This window comes from Kitasatospora sp. NPDC058965, assembly GCF_042741245.1.
In the GTDB taxonomy this organism is placed as follows: Bacteria; Actinomycetota; Actinomycetes; order Streptomycetales; family Streptomycetaceae; genus Kitasatospora.
In genome coordinates, this window is the sequence record NZ_JBHYKG010000028.1 from 15,423 (window position 1) to 34,832 (window position 19,410).

The window sequence follows — 19,410 nt, forward strand, 5'->3', positions numbered from 1 at the left end:
GCGTGCGGGGTCGGGTTACGGGTTGACGGTGACGGTGAAGGTGGAGGTGGTGTTCTGGATGTTCACGTCGTTGTTGTTCTCCACCAGGTGGTTGAAGGTGGCCGAGCCGACCGCCGGGCCCTGGCCCGACTCGGGCAGCGGGTTGGCCCAGATGCCGTAGCCGGACTTCCCGGTGCCGTAGGCGTCGTTGAGGGCGTGCGCACCGGTGATGGTGGTGTTGGTGAAGACGGTGTCCGTCACCGGGTTGAGCGCGGTGCCGCCCGAGTAGTCGGTCTGGAACATGATGCCGCTGTAGGTCGGGTCGGTGATGCTCGCGTCGCTGACCCGGATGCCCTGGAACGGCTGGGTGGCCGAGAAGGCCCAGATCGCGCCGAACACCTGGCTGCCCCAGAAGTGGCCGCCGTCCCGCGCCAGGGTGAAGTTGCGGATGGTGGTCTGCGGGGTGGACTCGAAGCCCTCGAACGCGAAGCCGAAGTTCAGCGACGAGATGGTCAGGCCCGAGTAGCAGAGGGTGTCGGAGACCGTGAAGTTCTGCACGGTGTTGCCGCCACCGCCGTAGATCGCCACGCCCGCCGCCCGCCAGGGGGTCATCGAGGTGACGTTCTGGATGGTGTTGTTCTCCAGCTTGCTGCCCGGGTTCTGGTCCTGGGCCGCGAACAGCGCGAAGCTGTCGTCACCGGTGCTGCGGGCCTCGTCGTTGGAGATCAGGTTGCCCTGGCTGCCGTTGGTGAGGTTGATCCCGTCCGCCATGGTGTCGCGGATGCGCATGTTGGTGAACGTCGAGTTCTGCACGTTCGACGAGCCCCAGACGCCGACCACGTTGTGCTCGATCCACACGTTGTCGATGGTGATGTTGGACTGGTTGCGCAGGTCCCAGGTGTGGCCGGGGCCGTCCTGGCGGGTGTTGTAGTTGCCGAACCAGGCGAACCCGGTGAAGGTCGAGCCGGAGGCGCCGGACTGCAGGTCCCAGCCGGTGTCGGTGTCGGTCTGGCTCTGCGGCGCGACGAACTGGCTGTACCAGACGCCGGCGCCGACCACCTTGACCGGCTTGCCGTAGACGGTCAGGCGGCCGGTGACCGCGTACTGACCGGCGGGCAGGTAGACACCGGTCAGCGTGCCGGTGGTGTCCATCCGCACCTTGTCCAGGGCGTTCTGCACGTCCTGCTGGGCGAAGCCGGCCGGGACCACCAGGTGGGCCGGGTCCGGGTTGGCCACCTGGGTGGCCTGCTCCAGGTTCATGAAGTCGATCGCGTACTGCGAGGAGTTGGCGGAGTCCTTCTTCAGGGTGAAGACGGTGCCGGTCGGGTACGACTGGTTCAGCAGGAAGCTGGACTCGTCGTAGATGTGCCGGGGCCCGCCGGCGCTCGGGCTCTTGCCCGGGCTGGTCTCCGAGCCGTACAGCCAGGCGTAGTGCGAGGACAGGTTGAGCGGCTGGACCAACTGGCCGTTCGCGTACAGGTCGAGGGTGGCGCTGGTGCCGCCGCCGCCCGCCGCGTCCGGGATCGAGTAGCGCAGCACGAAGGTGTTGCTCGACTCGCGCGAGGTCCAGCTCACCGAGTCGCCCGTGTTGTTCAGGGTCACGGCCTTGCGCTGGGTGGCCTCGCCGGCGATGTCGCCGATGGTGCGGTTGGGGCCGACCACGGCGGCCGAACCGCCGAGGGTGCCGTCGGTGGACTTGTAGGAGTCGTAGGGCATGTTGGCGCCCTGGCCGACGAACACCGGGGTGTCGCTGGTCAGGTGGGACTGCTTGATCGGCAGCTCGTTGGCGTCGGCGGCGAGCACCAGGTGCGCGGTGTACTTGCCGTTGACGGCCGTCCAGGAGCCGAGGGTGACCGGGGCCGCGGTGGCGCCGGCCGCGATCGCGCCGCTCACCGAGCCGGTCAGCGTGGTGACCGTGGCGCCGTTGGCGTCCAGCAGGGTCAGCGTGATCCCGTGGCTGCCCGAGGTGGTGGCGATGGTGCCCTGGTTCTTCACCGTGGCGGTGAAGGTGACCGAGTTGCCGGCCGCCGGGGTGCTCGGGGTCCAGTTCAGCGTGCCGACCAGGTCGGCGGACTGCACCGGGGCGACCACCAGGGCGGTGCTGTTGGTGTAGTTCTGGTCGGCGGTCAGGTTGAAGTTCTTCTTCGACTCGTCGACCTTGGTGGTGAGCTGGTAGCTGCCGGCGGTCTGGGTGCCGATCACGGCGGAGACCGTCTGGGTGGCACCGGGGGCCAGCGCGCCGACCGTGGTGGAGCCGACCTTGGTGCTGCCGAGGTAGAAGTTGACGTCGGTGGCAACTGAGGGGGCGGTGCCACCGTTCTTCACCACGGCGGAGGCGGTGATCGAGTCGGTCTCGACCGGGGAGGCCGGGCTCCAGGAGCTGGAGGCGACGCTCAGGTCCGGGTTGGGGGCCGGGGTGCCGTAGACCTCGAACTCGGCGACCTGGCCGCCGGGCGCACCGCTGTTGGCGGTGATGGAGAGCTCGATGTCGGCCATCCGGCCGCTGACCGGGATGGTGACGGTGTTCTGGTTGGCGCTCGGGTCGAAGGAGTACAACTGGGCGGCGACCAGGGTGCTGAAGGTCGAGGAGCTCTGCCCACGGCCGAGCACCGCGATGGTCTGGGTGCGCGCCCCCCAGGCCGAGGCCGGGTTGAGCTTGACCTTGACCGAGCTGAGGTCCGCGTCGGCGCCCAGGTGGACGGTCACCTGCGAGGGGTAGGAGGCGCCCTCGAAGTAGGTGGTGGTGTCCCCGTCGTTCGCGTTGGCGGGGGCGAAGGTGTAGGTGTTGGCGGTGCCGTCGACCGGCTTGTGCAGGGCCAGGTTGGTCGAGGACCCGCCCGAGCCGGTGCGGGTGACGGTGTTGGACTGCGCGGACTCCAGGCCGGCGGCGTTGGTCGCCGTCACGTAGTAGGAGACCGTCTGGGTGTCGGCCACCGCGTCGGTGTAGCTGAGCGTGCTGCCGCTGACCGAGGCCAGCTTGGTGTTGTTGCGGTAGACGTTGTAGCCGGTCACGCCGACCGCGTCGGAGGAGGCCGACCAGGTCAGCTTGACCTGCCCGGAGGCCGGCTGGGTGTAGGCGAGGTTGCTCGGCGCGGTCGGCGCGGTGGCCTGCGAGCCGGTGCGGGTCACGCTGTTGCTGTTGCCGGACTGGTTGCCGGCCGCGTCCTTGGCCCGGACGAAGTAGGTCACCGTGGCGGTGCTGGCCGGGTTGTCGGTGTAGCTGGTCGCGCTGGCCGGGACCGAGGTGAGCAGCGCGTTGTTGGCGTAGATGTCGTAGCCGGCCACGCCCGTGCTGGTGGAGGCGGTCCAGGTCAGGGTGACCGCGCCGCCCGCGCTCTGGGTGTAGGCCAGGTTGGTGGGTGCGTTCGGCGGCTGCACCGCGTTGCTCGGGCCGTAGACCTCGAACTCGGAGAGCTGGGCAGCGGGCCAGGCGGTGTTGGCGGTGACGTTCAGCCGCAGGTAACGGGTGGTCGCCTGGCCGAAGTTGATGGTGACGGTGTTTCCGGTGGCCGGGTCGAAGGTGTAGCCGGCCGAGGGAACCAGGTCGGTGAAGCTGGTGCCGTCGGTGCTGCCCTGCACGGCCAGGGTCTGGGTGCGCGCGTTCCACGAGGTGCTCGGCGGCAGCTTGAGCACCACCTGGTTCACCGCGACGGAGGCGCCGAGGTCCACCTTGAGCCACTGCGGGAAGGCGTTGTTGGCGGACTCCCAGTAGGTGTTCGCGTCACCGTCGTTGGCGTTGGCGGCCACGTAGTTCTGGTTGTGGCCGGAGTCGCTCATGGTCTTGCCGAGCGCGAGGTTGGTGGTGGAGGCGGTGGCCCCGTAGACCTCGAACTCGGAGAGCTGGGCGGCGCTCCAGCCGCTGTTGGCGGTGATGTTGACCCGCAGGTACCGGGTGCTGGTGGCACCGAAGTTGATCGACACGGTGTTGGCGGAGGCCGGGTCGAAGGTGTAGCTGCTGGAGGCGGTGATGGTGGCGAAGTTGCTGCCGTCGGTGCTGCCCTGCACCGACAGGGTCTGCGAGCGCGCGCTCCAGGAGGTCGGCAGCTTCAGCACGACCTGGTTGACCGAGGCGGTCGCGCCGAGGTCGATCTGCGCCCACTGCGGGAAGGTGCCGTTGGCGCTCTCCCAGTAGCTGCTCTGCGAGCCGTCGTTGAGGTTGCCGGCGACGTACTGGCCGTTGCTGCTGGAGGTGGTGGCGGTCTTGCCCAGCGCCAGGTTGGTGGCGGCCGCGGTGGCCGGCCCGGCGGTGGTGCCCAGGACCGAGACGCACAGCGCCAGCACTGCGAGCAGTGCGGCGACGAGCTCCCGGAGCCGGGGCGTTCGGGTGGTGGGGTTGGTTCGGGCCGGGCCGGGCGGCGCTGATCTGCGCGGCTGCCGCGGTGCCGGCGTTGACTGCACTGTACTCATGTCCCTCGGTTCCTATCCCACGGATGCCGAGGCGAGCCGCCCCTGACCCGGGCTCCCTCGCGGACAGCTGACGGTCGTCCATCGCCAGACAGACCGAAGTCTGACGCGGATTTCCACAGCTTTGCGAGGAAGTTACAGAGCCTTGTCGAGGGAGTCAATGGGGTGCGCGCACATGCCAGTGCCCTGTCGCAGGTGTGCGACAGGGCACTGGGGTGGTCCGGGCGACGGCGTGTCAGATGCTGCCGCGCGCGGGACCGGTGGAGCCGCGCACCACCAGCTCCGGCTCGAAGAGCAGCTCCTCGGGGCTGACCTCGGCGCCCTCGACCTGACGCATCAGCAGGGCGACCGCGGCCCGGCCGAGCGCCTCGATCGGCTGGCGGACCGTGGTCAGCGGCGGTTCGGTGCAGTTCATGAAGGCCGAGTCGTCGAAGCCGACCACCGAGACGTCGCCGGGGACGGACAGGTCGGCCCGCCGGGCGGCCCGGATCGCGCCCAGCGCCAGCGGGTCGCTGCCGCAGATGATCCCGGTGACGCCGGCCTGGATCATCCGGCTGGCCGCGGCCCGCCCGCCCTCCAGGGCGAACAGGGCGTGCGCGATCCACTCGGGCGCCACCTCGCGGCCCAGTCGCCGGTACTGCTGGGCGAAGGCCGCCAGCTTGCGGCGCGAGGGGATGTGGTCGGCCGGGCCGACGATCATGCCGATCCGCTCGTGCCCGAGCGCGGCCAGGTGGCTGAAGGCCTGCTCCACCGCGACCGCGTCGTCCGTGGCGACCTGCGGGAAGCCCAGGTGGTCGACGGCCGCGTTGAGCACCACCACCGGCACGCCGCGCTCGCGCAACTGCTCGTAGTGCTCGTGCGGGGCGTCCGCCTCGGCGAAGTGGCCGCCCGCGAAGACCACGCCGGAGACCTGCTGTTCGAGCAGCATCGTGACGTAGTCCGCCTCGGACAGGCCGCCGGCCGTGCGGGTGCAGAGCACCGGGGTGAAGCCGCGCTGGGCCAGCGCCCCGCCGACCACCTCGGCCAGCGCCGGGAAGATCGGGTTCTGCAGCTCGGGCAGCACCAGGCCGATCAGCCGGGCCCGCTCGCCGCGCAGCTGGGTGGGGCGCTCGTAGCCGAGCACGTCGAGCGCGGTGAGCACCGCGTTGCGGGTGCTCTCGGCCACCCCGGGGCGCCCGTTGAGGACCCGGCTCACCGTGGCCTCGCTGACCCCGACCTTCTGCGCCACCTCGGCGAGTCTGCTCTTCATGGCGCAAGAGTAGAGCAGGCCCCAGCAAGCGGCGGGACCGGTCGCGCGGCTCCTCGCCCGTGACCGCCGTAATGAAGTCGTGTCTTTGCGGCTTTGTGTCGAGCTCTTGCAATCTCTCGTTTCCCGGCCTACGTTCTCCACACGCCGGATGTCGGCCGCGTTACCGAAGGACGTCGCGGTTGTGGCAAGCACCGCGTCACCCGCCGTCCGTCCCGGCCCGCTCCCGCGCCATCCACCTCGCACCACGACATGGGGTCCCACGCATGAACCAGAACGCTTCGCGAAGATTCGCCGCAGTCGCCCTCGCGGCGGGGATGCTCCTGGGCACGGCGGCCTGCGGCAGCAGCTCGTCGAGCGGCAAGCCGTCCGGCAACGCCGCCGACGGGGTCGCGGACGGCAAGCCGCTCGACCCGAACGCCACCGTCACGATCTCGATCGACTGCGCCCCCGGCGCGGACCAGGCGGCCGGCAAGGCCAACTACGCCGACGACATCGCACTCTTCAAGGTCAAGTACCCCAACGTCACGATCAACGCGAAGCCCTACGTCGGCCAGTGCGAGGTCCCGGCCCAGCAGACCGCCGAGTACAAGGCGCACGACGAGACCGGCGCGTTCCACGCGTACTTCACCGACCGCGAGCAGACGCTCAACTCCGCCGACGCGGTGGACATCAGCGGCTACGTCAACGACCAGACGGTCCCCGGCTACTCCAGCATGCTGACCAGCGTCAAGCAGAACATCAGCGCCGACAACAAGGTGTACGCGCTGCCGATCAACTACTACAGCACCGGCCTGGTCTACAACCGCGACCTGTTCAAGCAGGCCGGCCTGGACCCGGACAAGCCGCCGACCACCTGGGACGAGCTGCAGGCCGACGCCAAGAAGATCGCCGCGCTCGGCAACGGCGTCACCGGCTACGAGGACTACAGCGGCGGCAACACCGGCGGTTGGCACTTCACCTCGGAGCTGTACAGCCTCGGCGGCAAGATGGTGAACGACGACGGCACCAAGGCCGCCTTCAACTCCCCGCAGGGCAAGCAGGTCCTGCAGCGGCTGCACGACATGCGGTTCACCGACCAGAGCATCGCCGCCGCGCCGATCACCCAGTGGGCCGACGCCTTCCCGCCGCTGGCCACCGGCAAGGTCGGCATGTTCATCGGCGCTCCCGACGTGGTCAAGCGCCTGATCGAGGTGCTCGGCGCGAACAAGGACGCCTTCGGCGTCGGCGCGATGCCCGGTGCCAGCGGCCCGGCCTCCAGCCTCGGCGGTGGCGACCTCTACTACTTCAAGAAGGGGCAGACCCCCAACCAGATCAAGGCGGAGATCGCCTGGATCGACTTCGAGTACCTGACCCCGGACCAGGGCCAGTTCAACTTCGCCCGGTCCAAGACGCTGGCCGGCTCCAGCAAGGACCCGGTGGCCATCTCGGTCCCGCAGCCCTACTTCTGGTCCGCCGACTCGCCGCAGATCCAGGCCATCACCACCTCGCTGAAGACCAACGGCAACCTGCCGCTGTCCAACTACGACCCCTACGTGAAGAACCCGACCACCTCGGTGAACGAGCCGCCGGCCGCCCAGCAGCTCTACAAGGTGCTCGACTCCGCGATGTCCGGTGCGCTGACCGACCCGAACGCCAACGTCGACAGCCTGCTGTCCACCGCCGAGTCCCAGGCCAACAAGATCCTGGCCAACCAGTGACCGCCCCCGGCCGGGCCGTGCACAGCACCCGGCCCGGCCGGGCGGCCCGCACCACCACGATCCCCGAGGAGTCACACCCATGGCTGTCACGCTGACGCGCGAGCGGACCCGCGCCGCCCGGCCGCGCCGAGCGCGTCCCGCCGCCGCCTGGCGCCGCGCCGTGTCGCGGAACCTGCGCGCACACGGGTTCCTGGCCGGAGCACTGCTCTGCTTCGTGCTGTTCACCTGGTACCCGATGGTCCGCGAGATCACCATGTCGTTCCAACGGGTGCACCACGGCCAGACCACCTGGGTGGGCCTGGCCAACTACCGCCAGATCACCGCGGACCCGGAGTTCTGGTCGGCCTGGGGCAACACCCTGGAGTTCACCGGGATCGCCCTGGTGATCGGGTTCGTCGTCCCGTTCGTCTCCGCGATCGTGATCAACGAACTGCGGCACGCCCAGAGCTACCTGCGGATCCTGGTCTACCTGCCGGTGATGCTGCCGCCGGTCGCGGGGATCCTGCTCTTCAAGTACTTCATGGACCCGGGCTACGGCCTGTTCAACCAGGTGCTGCACGCGCTGCACCTGCCGACCTCCAGCTGGCTGGCCGCCAAGGGCACCGCGATGCCCTCGCTGGTGCTGGTCTCCACCTGGGGCAACATGGGCAGCGCCACCCTGGTCTACCTGGCCGCGCTGCAGGGCATCCCGGGCGAGCTCTACGAGGCGGCCGAACTCGACGGCGCCAACCTGCTGCAGCGGATCTGGCACGTCACCGTGCCGCAGACCCGGCTGATCCTCTCGCTGATGCTGATGCTGCAGGTGGTCGCCACCATGCAGATGTTCACCGAGTCCTTCGTGCTCACCGGCGGCGGCCCGCAGGGCTCCACCACCACCGTGGTCTACCTCCTGTACGACTACGCCTTCAACTACGACAAGTTCAACACCGCGGCAGCCCTGGGCGTGATCATGCTCCTGGTCCTCGGCTGCTTCTCCGCGCTCTACCTGTGGCTCGAGCGCCGCGGTCGGGAGGACTGAGATGGCTTCCACCACCCGCACCCTGATCTCCCCGGTGCAGCTGGCCCGCCCGCGCGGGCGGCGGACCTACCGGGCCGTGCTCGCCCTGGTCCTGGCCGGCGCCACGGTGAGCTTCCTCGGACCGCTCTACTGGATGGCCACCGGAGGATTCAAGTCCTCCCAGGAGCTGGTGCGCACCCCGCCCACGCTGTTCCCGTCGCACCCGAGCTTCCAGGCGTTCACCGAGGCCTGGTCCCGGCTCGGCATGGCGCAACTGCTGCTGAACACCGCGGTGTACGCCGGCGGCGCGCTGCTGTTCCAGCTCATCTTCTGCGTGGCGGCGGCCTACTCGCTGTCCAAGCTGCGCCCCGTGCTGGGCAACGTGATCCTCGGCATGATGCTGGCCTCGATGATGATCCCGGCCGCCGCGCTGGTCATCCCGCAGTACCTCACCGTGCTCGACCTGCCGCTGGTGCACTGGAACCTGCAGGACACCCCGTGGGTGATCTGGCTGCCCACGGTGGCCAACGCCTTCAACGTCTTCCTGCTCAAGCGGTTCTTCGACTCGATCCCGGACGAACTGCTGGACGCGGCCGCGATCGACGGCGCGGGCCCGCTGCGCACCCTGTGGTCGGTGGTGCTGCCGATCTCCCGGCCGATCCTCGGCGTCGTCTCGATCTTCGGCCTGGTCGCGGTCTGGAAGGACTTCCTCTGGCCGCTGATCACGGTGCCCTCGCACGAGACGCTCAACGTGGGCGTGAACACCGCCGCCACCTCGATGCCGCAGAACTCGCTGATCGCCGGCCTCTTCCTGGCCTCGATCCCGACCATCGCGCTGTTCCTGGTCTTCCAGCGCAACATCATGGCGGGTCTCACCGCCGGCAGCCTGAAGGGCTGAGTCACCCCCTCACGAGTTGACTCGCTGTCAGCTGACTCGTGCCCCGCCGCCCCGTCCCAGCCGCCCTGACCGGTGCGGGCCGGGGCGGCGGCCCCCTCCGACGGAACTACAGAAAGCAGGTCCACCGTGCCCGTCCCCGGAGCGCAGGCGCTCGACTGGTGGCGCCACGCCGCGATCTACCAGATCTACCCCCGCAGTTTCGCCGACGCCGACGGCAACGGCGTGGGCGATCTGGCCGGGGTCCTGGCACGCCTGCCCTACCTCGCCGAACTCGGCATCGACGCCATCTGGTTCAACCCCTGGTACGCCTCACCGCAGGCCGACGCGGGCTACGACGTGGCCGACTACCGGCAGATCGACCCGCTGTTCGGCACCCTCGCCGAGGCGGAGGAGCTGATCCGACAGGCCCACGCCCTCGGCATCCGGGTCGTCGTCGACGTGGTCCCGAACCACACCTCGGACCAGAACCCGTGGTTCCGGGCCGCGCTGGCCGCCGGACCCGGCTCGCCGGAGCGCGAGCGGTTCTGGTTCCGCCCCGGCCGCGGCGCCGACGGGGAGCTGCCGCCGACCAACTGGCAGGGCTTCTTCGGCGGCCCGGCCTGGTCCCGCACGACCGACCCGGACGGCACCCCGGGGGAGTGGTACCTGCACCTGTTCGCCCCCGAGCAGCCCGACTTCAACTGGGACCACCCCGAGGTGCGGGACGAGTTCGAGCGGGTGCTGCGGTTCTGGTTCGACCGCGGCGCCGACGGCTTCCGGGTCGACTCGGCCGCCCTGCTGATCAAGGACCCGGCGCTGCCGGTGGACGACCCCGAGGAGCGCGCCTACACCGACCGCGAGGAGGTGCACCAGGTCTACCGCTCCTGGCGCCGGGTGGCCGACTCCTACTCCGGCGGCCGGGTGCTGATCGGCGAGGTCTGGCTGCCCGACGCCGAGCGGCTGGCCCGCTACCTGCGCCCGGGCGAGCTGCACACCATCTTCAACTTCCCCTACCTGGAGTGCGCCTGGGACGCCAAGGCGCTGCGCGCGGTGATCGACGACACGCTGCGGCTGCACCGCGCGGTGCACGCGCCGGCCACCTGGGTGCTGTCCAACCACGACGTGGACCGGGTGGTCACCCGGTACGGCCGGGAGGACACCTCCTTCGCCATCTACGCCCGCCACCACGGCCGTCCGGTCGACCTGGCGCTCGGCGCCCGCCGGGCCCGCGCCGCCGCGCTGCTCACCCAGGCGCTGCCCGGCTCGGTCTACCTCTACCAGGGCGAGGAGCTCGGCCTGTGGGAGGTCGAGGAGATCCCCGACGAGCTGCGCCAGGACCCGATGTGGGAGCGCAAGGGGCGCAACCCCGCCGACCCCGGCCGGGACGGCTGCCGGGTGCCGCTGCCGTGGTCCGGCGCCGCCGCGCCGTTCGGGTTCAGCCCGGCGGACGCCACCGCCGAGCCGTGGCTGCCGCAGCCCGCGCAGTGGCACGCGCACACCGTGGCGGCGCAGCAGGACGACCCCGACTCGATGCTGGCGCTCTACCGCTCCGCGCTGCACGCCCGGCGCGACCTGGCCGAGCTGCGCGGCGGCGAGCTGAGCTGGCTGGAGGCGCCCGCCGGGGTGCTGGCCTTCCGGCGCGGCGAGTCGTTCGCGTGCGTGGTCAACCTCTCGGACCGTGCGGTCGAACTGCCGGTCCCCGGCACCGTGCTGCTCGCCAGCGGTCCGCTCGGCGCCGCCGGTGAGGTGCCGCCGGACACCGCCCTCTGGCTCCAGGTCTGACGTCCCCTTAGGAGAGAACTGATGGTCACCCCCTCCAGCCGCAGACTCGGCGCGGCAGCGCTGGCCGCCGGCCTGCTCGCCGCCGCCCCGATCGGCGTCGCGCACGCCGACGGGAACCGCCACCCGGCCGCCGGTCCGGCGGTCACCCGGGCCGGCCTCGACCCGGCCCTGGTCGCCGGGCGCGGCGCGGCCGTCGACTTCGCCGAGCAGCGCGCCGGCGACGCCGTCACCGACGGCACCGTGCTCGCGTCCGACACCACCCCGTACACCCTGGCCTCCGAGGCCACCGGCCGCAGCGCCGTCACCCTCGCCCCCGGCCAGTACGTCGAGTTCACGCTGCCGGCCGCGACCAACGCGATCACGGTGCGCTACAGCATCCCGGACGCGCCCGGCGGCGGCGGTCGGACCGCCCCGCTGGACGTCACGGTCAACGGCCACCACCGCCAGAGCATGACGCTGACCTCGCAGTACGCCTGGCTGTACAACGAGTACCCGTTCAGCAACGACCCCGCCGCCGGCCCGCTGCACCCGGACTGGTGGACCACCGAGTGCGGCTGCGTGCCGAACCAGACGACCCCGGCGCCGACCTTCCCGACGCCGTTCCGGCCCAGCCACTTCTACGACGAGCAGCGGCTGCTGCTCGACCACACCTACCAGGCCGGCGACGTGGTGCGGCTGCAGGTGCCGACCGGCGCCGGGGCGGTGGCCACCACCGTCGACGTGCTGGACAGCCAGCGGGTCCAGCGGCCCGAGCGGGCCCCGGACCGGGCGCTGAACGTGGTCGACTTCGGCGCCGACCCGAGCGGCCGCCGGGAGAGCTCCGACGCCTTCGACGCCGCGATCGCGGTGGCCCGGCTGACCGGGCGGCCGGTCTACGTGCCGCCGGGCACCTTCCAGGTGAACCGGCACATCGTCGTCGACCACGTGACCGTCCAGGGCGCGGGCAGCTGGTACACCGTCATCAAGGGCCACCAGGTGACGCTGGACCAGCCGGCTCCCGACGGCTCGGTGCACACCGGGGTCGGCTTCTACGGCAAGTCGGCGGCGGACGGCGGCAGCCACGACGTGCACCTGTCCGGCTTCGCCATCGAGGGCGACGTGCGGGAGCGGATCGACACCGACCAGGTCAACGGCGTCGGCGGCGCGTTCAGCGACTCCAGCATCGAGGGCCTGTACATCCACCACACCAAGGTGGGCGTCTGGCTGGACGGCCCGATGTCGCACCTGCGGATCACCGGCAACCAGATCGCCGACACCGTCGCGGACGGGATCAACTTCCACGGCGGCGTGACCGATTCGACGGTCAGCCAGAACTTCGTCCGCAACACCGGCGACGACGGCATCGCGCTCTGGTCCCAGCCCGCCGCCGACCAGCGCGACCTGATCGACCACAACACCGTGCAGACCCCGGTGCTGGCCAACGGCATCGCGCTGTACGGCGGCACCGACCTGACCGTGAACGGCAACCTGGTCGCGGACCCGATCCGCGAGGGCAGCGCGATCCACCTGGGCACCCGGTTCGACGCCGTCCCGTTCGCCGGCACCGAGAAGGTGACCGACAACACCACGGTCCGGGCCGGCACGTTCGAGCTCAACTGGAAGATCGGCCTGGGCGCGATCTGGCTGATGGCCCAGCAGCACAGCCTGGACGCCGACGTGGAGGTGACCGGGGACCACTTCCTGGACAACACCTACGCCGCGATCATGATGGTCTCCGACTGGCCGGTGAAGGACCAGTACACGATCAGCAACGTGCACTTCAAGGACATCCAGGTGGACGGCACCGGCACGGACGTGGTCAGCGCCCGGGCGGCGGGCGGGGCGACCTTCCAGAACGTGGTGGCGCGCAACGTCGGCGCGGTCGGGGTGAACAACTGCGGGTCGTTCCACTTCACCGCGGCCGGCTCCGAGTTCGGCCTGACCGACCTGGGCGGCAACACCGGCGGCGGCACCACGGGCGCCTGGCTGGCGCCCTGGGAGCTGCCGAACACGATCACCTGCGCGGACCGGCCCGACGTGGTCCCGCCGCCGGCGCCGACTCCGTGGCCGTAGGCGGGAGCTGACGGGCAGGAAGGTTTCGCCGGCGAACTCATAGGATGAAGGGGCGCGGAAGCATCCCGCGCCCCTGTTCCCCGGAATTCCCCGGAGGCCCTCCCATGCCCGGCCCGTCCTCGCTGCCCAGCGTGACCAGGCTCCTGCTCGGTTCCGACGGCTCCACCACGCTCCTGCTGGAGGCCCTGCTGGAGGAGCCGCTCATCGTCCGGGTGCTCACCCAGATACCCGCGACGGTGGGTGAGTTACCCGCATCCGCCCGGCGCGCCCTGGCGGTGGCCGAGTCGGTCCCGCTGGTCCTGCGCACCTCCGAGCTGCGCACCGCCCAGGGGCACCGGGTCAGCGCGAACCGGGTGCTGTACCCGCGCTCCGGCGCGGGCTGGTTGGGTGGTGAGGACACCCCGCTCGGCCACCGGCTGCGCGGGCGCGCCACCCCGCAGTACCGCGAACTGCTCGGCAGCGGCCTGGCGGTGTGGGACCCGGACACCCTGGCGGTGTGCGCGTTCAAGGAGTACCTGATCCGGTGCGCGGACGGATCCTGGTTCTACGTGTACGAGCGGTTCAACCCGCGGGACGTCCCGATCACCGTCCGGGAGCTGGAGGGGATCGGACGGTGACGGGGCGTCAGCCCGCGGCGTAGGCGGTGGCCGGCAGCCCGCGGGCGTCGACCGGCAGCGCCAGCAGCGAGCCGGAGAGCCCGGGGTCGGCCAGGCCGATCGCGGCCGAGGTGACGAAGAGCAGGCCCTGGTCGGGGTGGAGGCAGACCGAGGTCGGCTGGGGGACGGGGACGGGGAGGCGGGCCACCAGGGTGCCGTCGGGGGCGTAGCGGTGGATCACGCCACCGCCCCAGACCGCCACCCAGAGGTGGCCCTCGGTGTCGACGGTCATGCCGTCCGGCTCGCCCTCGGTGACCTGGGCGAACACCTCGGTCTCCCGCGGGTCGCCGGCCTCGTCCAGGCCGACCCGCAGGATCCGTCCGGCGGCGCTGTCGGCCACGAAGAGCTCGCGGGCGTCCGGGCCGAAGGCCGGGCCGTTGACGATGGTGAGCCCGCTGAGCACCCGGTGCACGGAGCCGTCGGGGTCGGTGCGGTAGAGCGAGCCGGCGCCGGGGGTGGTGTCGTAGGCCAGGCTGCCGGCCCAGAACCGGCCGCGCGGGTCGCAGACGCCGTCGTTCATCCGGGCCGGCGTGGCGGCGTCCTGCTCGGGGCGGGCCAGCCACTCGACGCCGCCGTCGGGGGCGAGCAGGGCGATGCCGGTGCCGGCGGCCGCGATCCAGTGCCCGGGCCGACCGGCGACCGGGGCGACGGCGCCCAGCGGGACGTCCAGGCTGAGCAGTTCGCGCCGGTCGCGGGAGCCGGCCGGCAGCTCGAAGAGGCGCCCGGTGAGGATGTCGGTGTGCACCAGGCGCCCGTCCACCCAGCGGGCGCCTTCGGCGAGCTGGTGGTCGGCGGGTGCCCAGACCAGGGGGTGCGGGTCGGTCACGGGTCCTCGATTCCGGAGAGCTGTCGGGTGGGTCCTGACGGCCGGTCGGAGTCAGGGTATCCAGCGGGGCGGCGCCGGTACGGGGCCGTGCCGGTCCGGCGTCCACGCCGCCCGCCCGGCCGACGCCGGTCCGCGGGGTCCACCGCGGCCACCTGGGCACCCTCGGCGGACGGGGCTCTGCTCGGTCATGGGAGGCACGGTAGCGGTGGACATTAATTATGTAAATATCTTGACGCTGGCCCGTCAGGTCGCGCAGGCTTCATCGCCAGGCGGACTCCGCAGGTGGCGGTGCCGGCGCCGGCCCCACCCGAACGCCGTCCCGGCTGCGGGGAGTTCCGCCCCCTTCCCAGGGGCCCAGGTGCGACCTGGGCCCCTGGGAATCAGCGCGGCGGGTCAGTCCGCCAGCGAGAGGGTGGCCACCACGCAGGTGCCGGCCGGGGAGAGGTGGGCCAGCCAGGCCGTGGTGAGGCGTTTCACCAGGTCCAGGCCGCGCCCGCAGGCGGCGCCCGCGTCCTCGGGCACCCGGCGCCGGGCCGCGCGGACCCGCCACTGACCGCAGTCCTTGACCTCCACGGTGAGCGCGGGGCCGTGCCGGACGAGCAGCACGGTGACGTCGGGGCTGCCGCTGTGCAGGACGGCGTTGGTGACCAACTCGGTCACCACCAGTGACAGGGCGTCCAGGGTGTCCGCGGGGACGGACCAGTGGTGCCCGGCGGTGCGGGCGAACCGCCGCAGGGCCGGCACGGCGGCCTCCGTGGCGGACATGGTGCACAGGGCCGTCCCGGCGGTGGCCGCGGGGCTCGCGGCAGGGGCGGGGAGGGCGACTGCGGTGGGGCGGTCCTCGACGATGACCATGGGGTGCTCCTGGGTCGTCCCGCCTCGGTGACGCCTCGGCGGGCTGCTTCCGACCCTGCGCCCCGGTTGCACCGGGGAGCAATGAGGGGAGCGCAAAGGGCGTATACGCAATCAAAGCGGCCTACGTGGGTAGTGGTGCGGCCGGGCGGCTCGGGGGTGCTGCGGGTCAGGACAGCGGACGGCAGAGGAGGGCGTCGGGGACGCCGTACTGGAGCCACTTCCAGGTGTAGGCGACGCCGGCGACGTACTCGCCGTCGGCGCACTGGCCCTTGTAGGAGCCGGGCGCCCAGTCGCTGCCGGTGGATCCGGCGCCGGCGGGGCGGTTGTCGCCGTGGTCGAACCAGGTGTCGTGGCCGGCGGTGGGCAGGGACCGGCCCGCCGGTGCGCAGAGCAGGGCGGCCATCGCGTTGCCGTTGACGCTGTAGCCGACGGCGAAGGTGTTGTCCGGGCACTGGAGCTTGTTGTAGCCCGACGCCCAGTCACCCTCGGTGACGTAGCGCTCGTCGGTGACGGTGGTCCACGCGGTGCCGCCCGTGGTCGGCTCGCCGCTGTCGGTGCACAGGCCCCGGCTGTCGCCGCGCCCCAGGCCCGCCAGCCGCTGGCCGTCGGGGCAGTCGCCCTTCCGGTTGCCGCTGGACCAGTCGGACCGGGCGAGCATGCGCGCGGAGACGTCGTAGTCGGCGTGGTCCAGGTCGAGCATGTTCCAGCGGGTGACCGGTGCGACCTGGCCGGTGTACGTGGGCGCGCCGACCAGCTTGTTCCAGTCGGGGGCCCGCCAGTCGCCGCCGTCCTCGACGCCCTGCTGCCTGCCGGTGCTGCCGTAGGAGAGCATCGCCCAGCTGTCCTGGGGGGTGCCGTTGGCGTCCGACCAGCCGACCAGCGGCCAGACCGCGAAGTCGGTGTCGTTCTTCACCAGGATGTCGGTGAAGGCGTCGAACCAGGCCTGCTCCTTGGCGTCGGTGGACCCGCGCCCGGCCGCGCCGAACTCGCTGACCCAGACCGGCGCGGTGAAGTGCTGGCCGGACCGGGTGACGAACAGGGCCTCCTGGTCGACCACCTGGGCGAGCTGGTCGGGGGTGAAGTCCTCGTAGCGCGGGTCGCCGGTGGCGCCCGCGCCGCTGCCGGCACCGGTGTTGGCGGGCCCGGTGTAGGCGTAGAAGTGCGCCGAGTAGACCAGCTTGTTCGACTGGATCAGCGTGTTGGAGAGGGTGGCCACCGGGGTGAGCATCGGGCGGCCGTGGCTGAACAGGGCGGACGGGATGCCGTACCAGTTGATCCCCTCCATGACGACCAGCAGGTCGGGGTCGGCCTGCAGGATCCGGTTGCCGGCCTCCTCGAAGGCGGCGTACTCGTCGTGCCCGTCGTACCAGCCCCAGTTGGGGTCGTCCCAGGTGTCGCGGCGGACCTCGTTGCGCAGGTCGGCGCCGACCACGCGCTTGTCGCCCTTGTAGCGGTTCACCATGAACAGCCAGTCGTCCTCCCACTGCTGGGTGGTCTGGCCGCTGTTCCAGCGCTCGTTGCCGTCCAGGCCGCAGCAGAAGCGGTAGCCGGTGGTGTGGTTGTTGAGGACGACCGCGAAGCCGTCGCCGGTGAGCGCGGCCACCACGGCGTCGTAGACCTGGAGCGGGGTCAGGCCGCGCAGTTGCGGATTGGCCGCCACCGCGGCGTCGGGCACGGTGCTGGTGTCGTGGACCAGCGCGTCGGCGAACGGCAGCCGGATCGCGTTCAGGCCCAACTGGTGGAAGCCCGTCAGGATCTCGGTGAGCGGCGCGCGGTCCAGGCCGAGCGGGATGTTGTGCGAGACCTGCCCGGCCTGGTTGTTCGCCGGGTCGTTCGCGTCCCCGCTGCCCTCCCAGGTGCCCTGGGCGCCGGACCAGTTGCCGGCCTTGAGCTTGAACCGGTTGCCGGTCGCGTCGACGATGTAGCGGCCGCGGGTGCTGAGCGGACCGGTCCAGGACGCGGCCAACTGCGGGCCGGTGAGCGGGACGGGTGCCCCGGCCTGCACCGTGGTCGCCGCGGTCGCCGCGGCGGGCGCGACCGCGCAGGTCAGGAAGGCCGTGGTGACGAAGGCGGAGAACGACGCTGCTACTGCCAGGGCGCGGAGGCCGAGTCTTCTCATCACAATCCCGGGTCTGGTGAGGGCATGTCATGGTGACGGCCCATCATCCCGCCTCCGCCGCGCCGGCGGTACGGTGCCGACCGGTCCGCCGCACCCGCCGGAGCCGGCCGCAGCGGGGTGGCCCGGACGCTCGTGCCCGCTCGCTGCCGCTCCGGTCGGCATCGGAAAGCTAGCGCAGTGCTGCGCTGTCGCGGCCCGAAGAGCGCAGAATTCGTCATGCCGCGCCAAGGGTTCACGGGTGCGACGCCGGCGCTTCGCCCGGGCCGCTCGACCCGCCGTCAGCGGAACTCGTGCACGACCTCGATCGGGCCGACGATGTGGGCGTTGAACTCGTCCAGCTCCTCGGCCGGCACCCACAGCTCCAGGATGGTCCGCCCGCCCACCTGCTGGACCGGGTAGCGGCGCAGGAACGCGGAGTCGACCTCGAAGCGGGTCACGTAGCCGACGCCGCTGTGCTTGACGTTCCAGTCGCGGGCGATCCGGATCGCGTAGTCCTCGTTGAGCACCGGGTAGAAGATCGGCTGCTCGGGCAGGCGGGGCGGCCAGCCGCGCCAGTCCAGCTCGCGGACCAGGGCCAGCTCGGTGGGGCCGGTGGGCCGCCAGAGGGTGGTGGTCGGGGACTGGCTGGTCATGGCAGGTGCTCTCGGTCTCGGGATCAGGGGAGTTGGACCGTACCCGCAGGTCGGGACCGCCGGCCACCGGATTTTCCCCGGTCCTGGTGGTTCACGAGCTGCCGGACCGGACGGCGGTCCGGTGCTCGCGCGGGCCCCTGGCGGGCCGTCAGCCCTGCGCGCGGTCCGCCCGGCGGTCCAGGACGAGCAGCGCCAGCTCGCCCCAGCGGACGTTCTCGCGCTCGAAGGCCATGCCGCGCAGCAGGGTCAGGTAGGGCCCGATCCGCTCGGCCCCGGCCAGGTGCTGCTGCTCGGTGCGGCCGTCCAGCAGTCGGGCCTGCAGCCGCTCGTAGCGGGCCAGCTTGGCCCGGGCCCACAGCACCCGCTCGGCGATCCCGGCGCGCACGGCGGCCGCGTCGCCGGCGTCCACCGTCTGCACCTTGACCAGGAGTTCGTCGCGGATCGCGCTGGGCTTGCTCGACTGCTCCGCGGTGTAGGCGTGGACGGCGGCGAAGCCGGCCTCGGTGAGCGAGAAGAGGCGCTTGTTGGGCCGCTTGTCCTGCTCGACCACGCGGGCGGCGATCAGTCCCTCGGCCGCCATCCGGTCCAGCTCGCGGTAGAGCTGCTGGGGCGTGGCGGTCCAGAAGTTGGCCACCGACGCGTCGAAGGCCTTGGCCAGGTCGTAGCCGGAGGCCTCGCCCTCCAGCAGGGCGGCCATCACCGCGTTGCGAAGTGCCATGCGGTCACGCTAGCACCGGCGCCCACCGGGGCGGCCGGGCCGGGCGGCGCGGGCGGGAGCGGGCGGTCGGGCCTGGACACGCCGCCGTGCGCCACCCATACTCGCGGACGTAGCTAGTCAACTTGTTGAGTATCCGAGGATCGGAGTCCCGCCCGTGCACCCCTTCCGCAAGGCCGTCGAGGACCGCGACGCCGGAGCCATCGAGGCCCTGCTCGCCGACGACGTCGTGTTCACCAGCCCCGTCGCCTTCAAGCCCTACCCGGGCAAGCCGATCACCGCCGCGATCCTGCGCGGGGTGATGCGGGTCTTCGAGGACTTCAGCTACCAGCGCGAGATCGCCGACCCCGGCGGCCGCGACCACGCCCTGGTCTTCACCGCCACCGTGGCCGGCAAGGAGATCCAGGGCTGCGACTTCCTGCACTTCGACGAGGACGGGCTGATCGACGAGTTCACCGTCATGGTCCGCCCGCTCTCCGCCGCCCAGGCGCTCGCCGAGGCGATGGGCGCCCAGTTCGAGCGGATCGCGGCCGAGGCCGCGCAGGGCTGAGCGGCCGCCGGACCGGGGGC

General features: G+C 71.6%; 14 protein-coding genes. 7 read left to right on the plus strand and 7 right to left on the minus strand.

The features are described 5' to 3' along the window. Positions 1 to 15 precede the first annotated feature (15 nt). Positions 16 to 4,386, minus strand: coding sequence for a discoidin domain-containing protein (locus tag ACFW1A_RS07610; protein ID WP_380405822.1), 4,371 nt, complete (start codon positions 4,384 to 4,386; stop codon positions 16 to 18). 232 nt (positions 4,387 to 4,618) lie between these two features. After that, positions 4,619 to 5,632 (minus strand): LacI family DNA-binding transcriptional regulator, encoded by a 1,014-nt coding sequence (locus tag ACFW1A_RS07615; RefSeq protein ID WP_380405825.1) that lies wholly within the window; start codon positions 5,630 to 5,632, stop codon positions 4,619 to 4,621. A gap of 263 nt (positions 5,633 to 5,895) precedes the next feature. Here ACFW1A_RS07615 and ACFW1A_RS07620 point away from each other — a divergent pair, with 263 nt between their 5' ends. From ACFW1A_RS07620 to ACFW1A_RS07645, 6 genes are all read left to right on the plus strand, one after another. Continuing rightward, positions 5,896 to 7,329, plus strand: a complete 1,434-nt coding sequence (locus ACFW1A_RS07620; RefSeq protein ID WP_380405828.1) for an ABC transporter substrate-binding protein — start codon at positions 5,896 to 5,898, stop codon at positions 7,327 to 7,329. A gap of 79 nt (positions 7,330 to 7,408) precedes the next feature. Then, entirely contained in the window at positions 7,409 to 8,347 is a 939-nt protein-coding gene (locus tag ACFW1A_RS07625) for a carbohydrate ABC transporter permease (RefSeq protein WP_380405831.1), read from the plus strand. 1 nt (position 8,348) lies between these two features. After that, entirely contained in the window at positions 8,349 to 9,224 is an 876-nt protein-coding gene (locus tag ACFW1A_RS07630) for a carbohydrate ABC transporter permease (RefSeq protein ID WP_380405834.1), read from the plus strand. A gap of 126 nt (positions 9,225 to 9,350) precedes the next feature. Next, entirely contained in the window at positions 9,351 to 10,985 is a 1,635-nt protein-coding gene (locus ACFW1A_RS07635; protein WP_380405837.1) for a glycoside hydrolase family 13 protein, read from the plus strand. A 21-nt stretch (positions 10,986 to 11,006) separates the two neighbouring features. Further along, entirely contained in the window at positions 11,007 to 13,037 is a 2,031-nt protein-coding gene (locus ACFW1A_RS07640; protein WP_380405840.1) for a glycosyl hydrolase family 28-related protein, read from the plus strand. A 104-nt stretch (positions 13,038 to 13,141) separates the two neighbouring features. Further along, positions 13,142 to 13,654: a hypothetical protein gene (locus tag ACFW1A_RS07645; protein WP_380405842.1), complete on the plus strand. Its 513-nt coding sequence runs from the start codon at positions 13,142 to 13,144 to the stop codon at positions 13,652 to 13,654. Between the two features lie 7 nt (positions 13,655 to 13,661). Here the strand turns inward: ACFW1A_RS07645 and ACFW1A_RS07650 are convergent, their stop codons facing one another. From ACFW1A_RS07650 to ACFW1A_RS07670, 5 genes are all read right to left on the minus strand, one after another. Then, positions 13,662 to 14,519, minus strand: coding sequence for an SMP-30/gluconolactonase/LRE family protein (locus tag ACFW1A_RS07650; protein WP_380405845.1), 858 nt, complete (start codon positions 14,517 to 14,519; stop codon positions 13,662 to 13,664). 393 nt (positions 14,520 to 14,912) lie between these two features. Continuing rightward, positions 14,913 to 15,374, minus strand: a complete 462-nt coding sequence (locus ACFW1A_RS07655) for an ATP-binding protein (RefSeq protein ID WP_380405848.1) — start codon at positions 15,372 to 15,374, stop codon at positions 14,913 to 14,915. Between the two features lie 166 nt (positions 15,375 to 15,540). Then, the gene (locus ACFW1A_RS07660; RefSeq protein ID WP_380405851.1) at positions 15,541 to 17,493 is read right to left on the minus strand and encodes a glycoside hydrolase family 5 protein; all 1,953 of its coding nucleotides are present in this window, start codon (positions 17,491 to 17,493) and stop codon (positions 15,541 to 15,543) included. Positions 17,494 to 17,771: 278 nt separating this feature from the next. Next, complete coding sequence (locus ACFW1A_RS07665; protein ID WP_380405853.1) at positions 17,772 to 18,125, minus strand: hypothetical protein; 354 nt, start codon at positions 18,123 to 18,125, stop codon at positions 17,772 to 17,774. Positions 18,126 to 18,273: 148 nt separating this feature from the next. After that, positions 18,274 to 18,843 (minus strand): PadR family transcriptional regulator, encoded by a 570-nt coding sequence (locus ACFW1A_RS07670; RefSeq protein ID WP_380405856.1) that lies wholly within the window; start codon positions 18,841 to 18,843, stop codon positions 18,274 to 18,276. A gap of 154 nt (positions 18,844 to 18,997) precedes the next feature. On the opposite strand from ACFW1A_RS07670, the gene ACFW1A_RS07675 reads away from it, so the two are divergent. After that, positions 18,998 to 19,390, plus strand: a complete 393-nt coding sequence (locus tag ACFW1A_RS07675; RefSeq protein WP_380405859.1) for a nuclear transport factor 2 family protein — start codon at positions 18,998 to 19,000, stop codon at positions 19,388 to 19,390. The last annotated feature ends 20 nt before the right edge of the window (positions 19,391 to 19,410 follow it).

Bases quoted from the DNA above. Each gene is read 5' to 3' on its own strand.
- ACFW1A_RS07610 (WP_380405822.1), bottom strand. From the start codon at position 4,386: ATGAGTACAGTGCAGTCAACGCCGGCACCGCGGCAGCCGCGCAGATCA.
- ACFW1A_RS07615 (WP_380405825.1), bottom strand. From the start codon at position 5,632: ATGAAGAGCAGACTCGCCGAGGTGGCGCAGAAGGTCGGGGTCAGCGAG.
- ACFW1A_RS07620 (WP_380405828.1), top strand. From the start codon at position 5,896: ATGAACCAGAACGCTTCGCGAAGATTCGCCGCAGTCGCCCTCGCGGCG.
- ACFW1A_RS07625 (WP_380405831.1), top strand. From the start codon at position 7,409: ATGGCTGTCACGCTGACGCGCGAGCGGACCCGCGCCGCCCGGCCGCGC.
- ACFW1A_RS07630 (WP_380405834.1), top strand. From the start codon at position 8,349: ATGGCTTCCACCACCCGCACCCTGATCTCCCCGGTGCAGCTGGCCCGC.
- ACFW1A_RS07640 (WP_380405840.1), top strand. From the start codon at position 11,007: ATGGTCACCCCCTCCAGCCGCAGACTCGGCGCGGCAGCGCTGGCCGCC.
- ACFW1A_RS07645 (WP_380405842.1), top strand. From the start codon at position 13,142: ATGCCCGGCCCGTCCTCGCTGCCCAGCGTGACCAGGCTCCTGCTCGGT.
- ACFW1A_RS07655 (WP_380405848.1), bottom strand. From the start codon at position 15,374: ATGGTCATCGTCGAGGACCGCCCCACCGCAGTCGCCCTCCCCGCCCCT.
- ACFW1A_RS07660 (WP_380405851.1), bottom strand. From the start codon at position 17,493: ATGAGAAGACTCGGCCTCCGCGCCCTGGCAGTAGCAGCGTCGTTCTCC.
- ACFW1A_RS07665 (WP_380405853.1), bottom strand. From the start codon at position 18,125: ATGACCAGCCAGTCCCCGACCACCACCCTCTGGCGGCCCACCGGCCCC.
- ACFW1A_RS07670 (WP_380405856.1), bottom strand. From the start codon at position 18,843: ATGGCACTTCGCAACGCGGTGATGGCCGCCCTGCTGGAGGGCGAGGCC.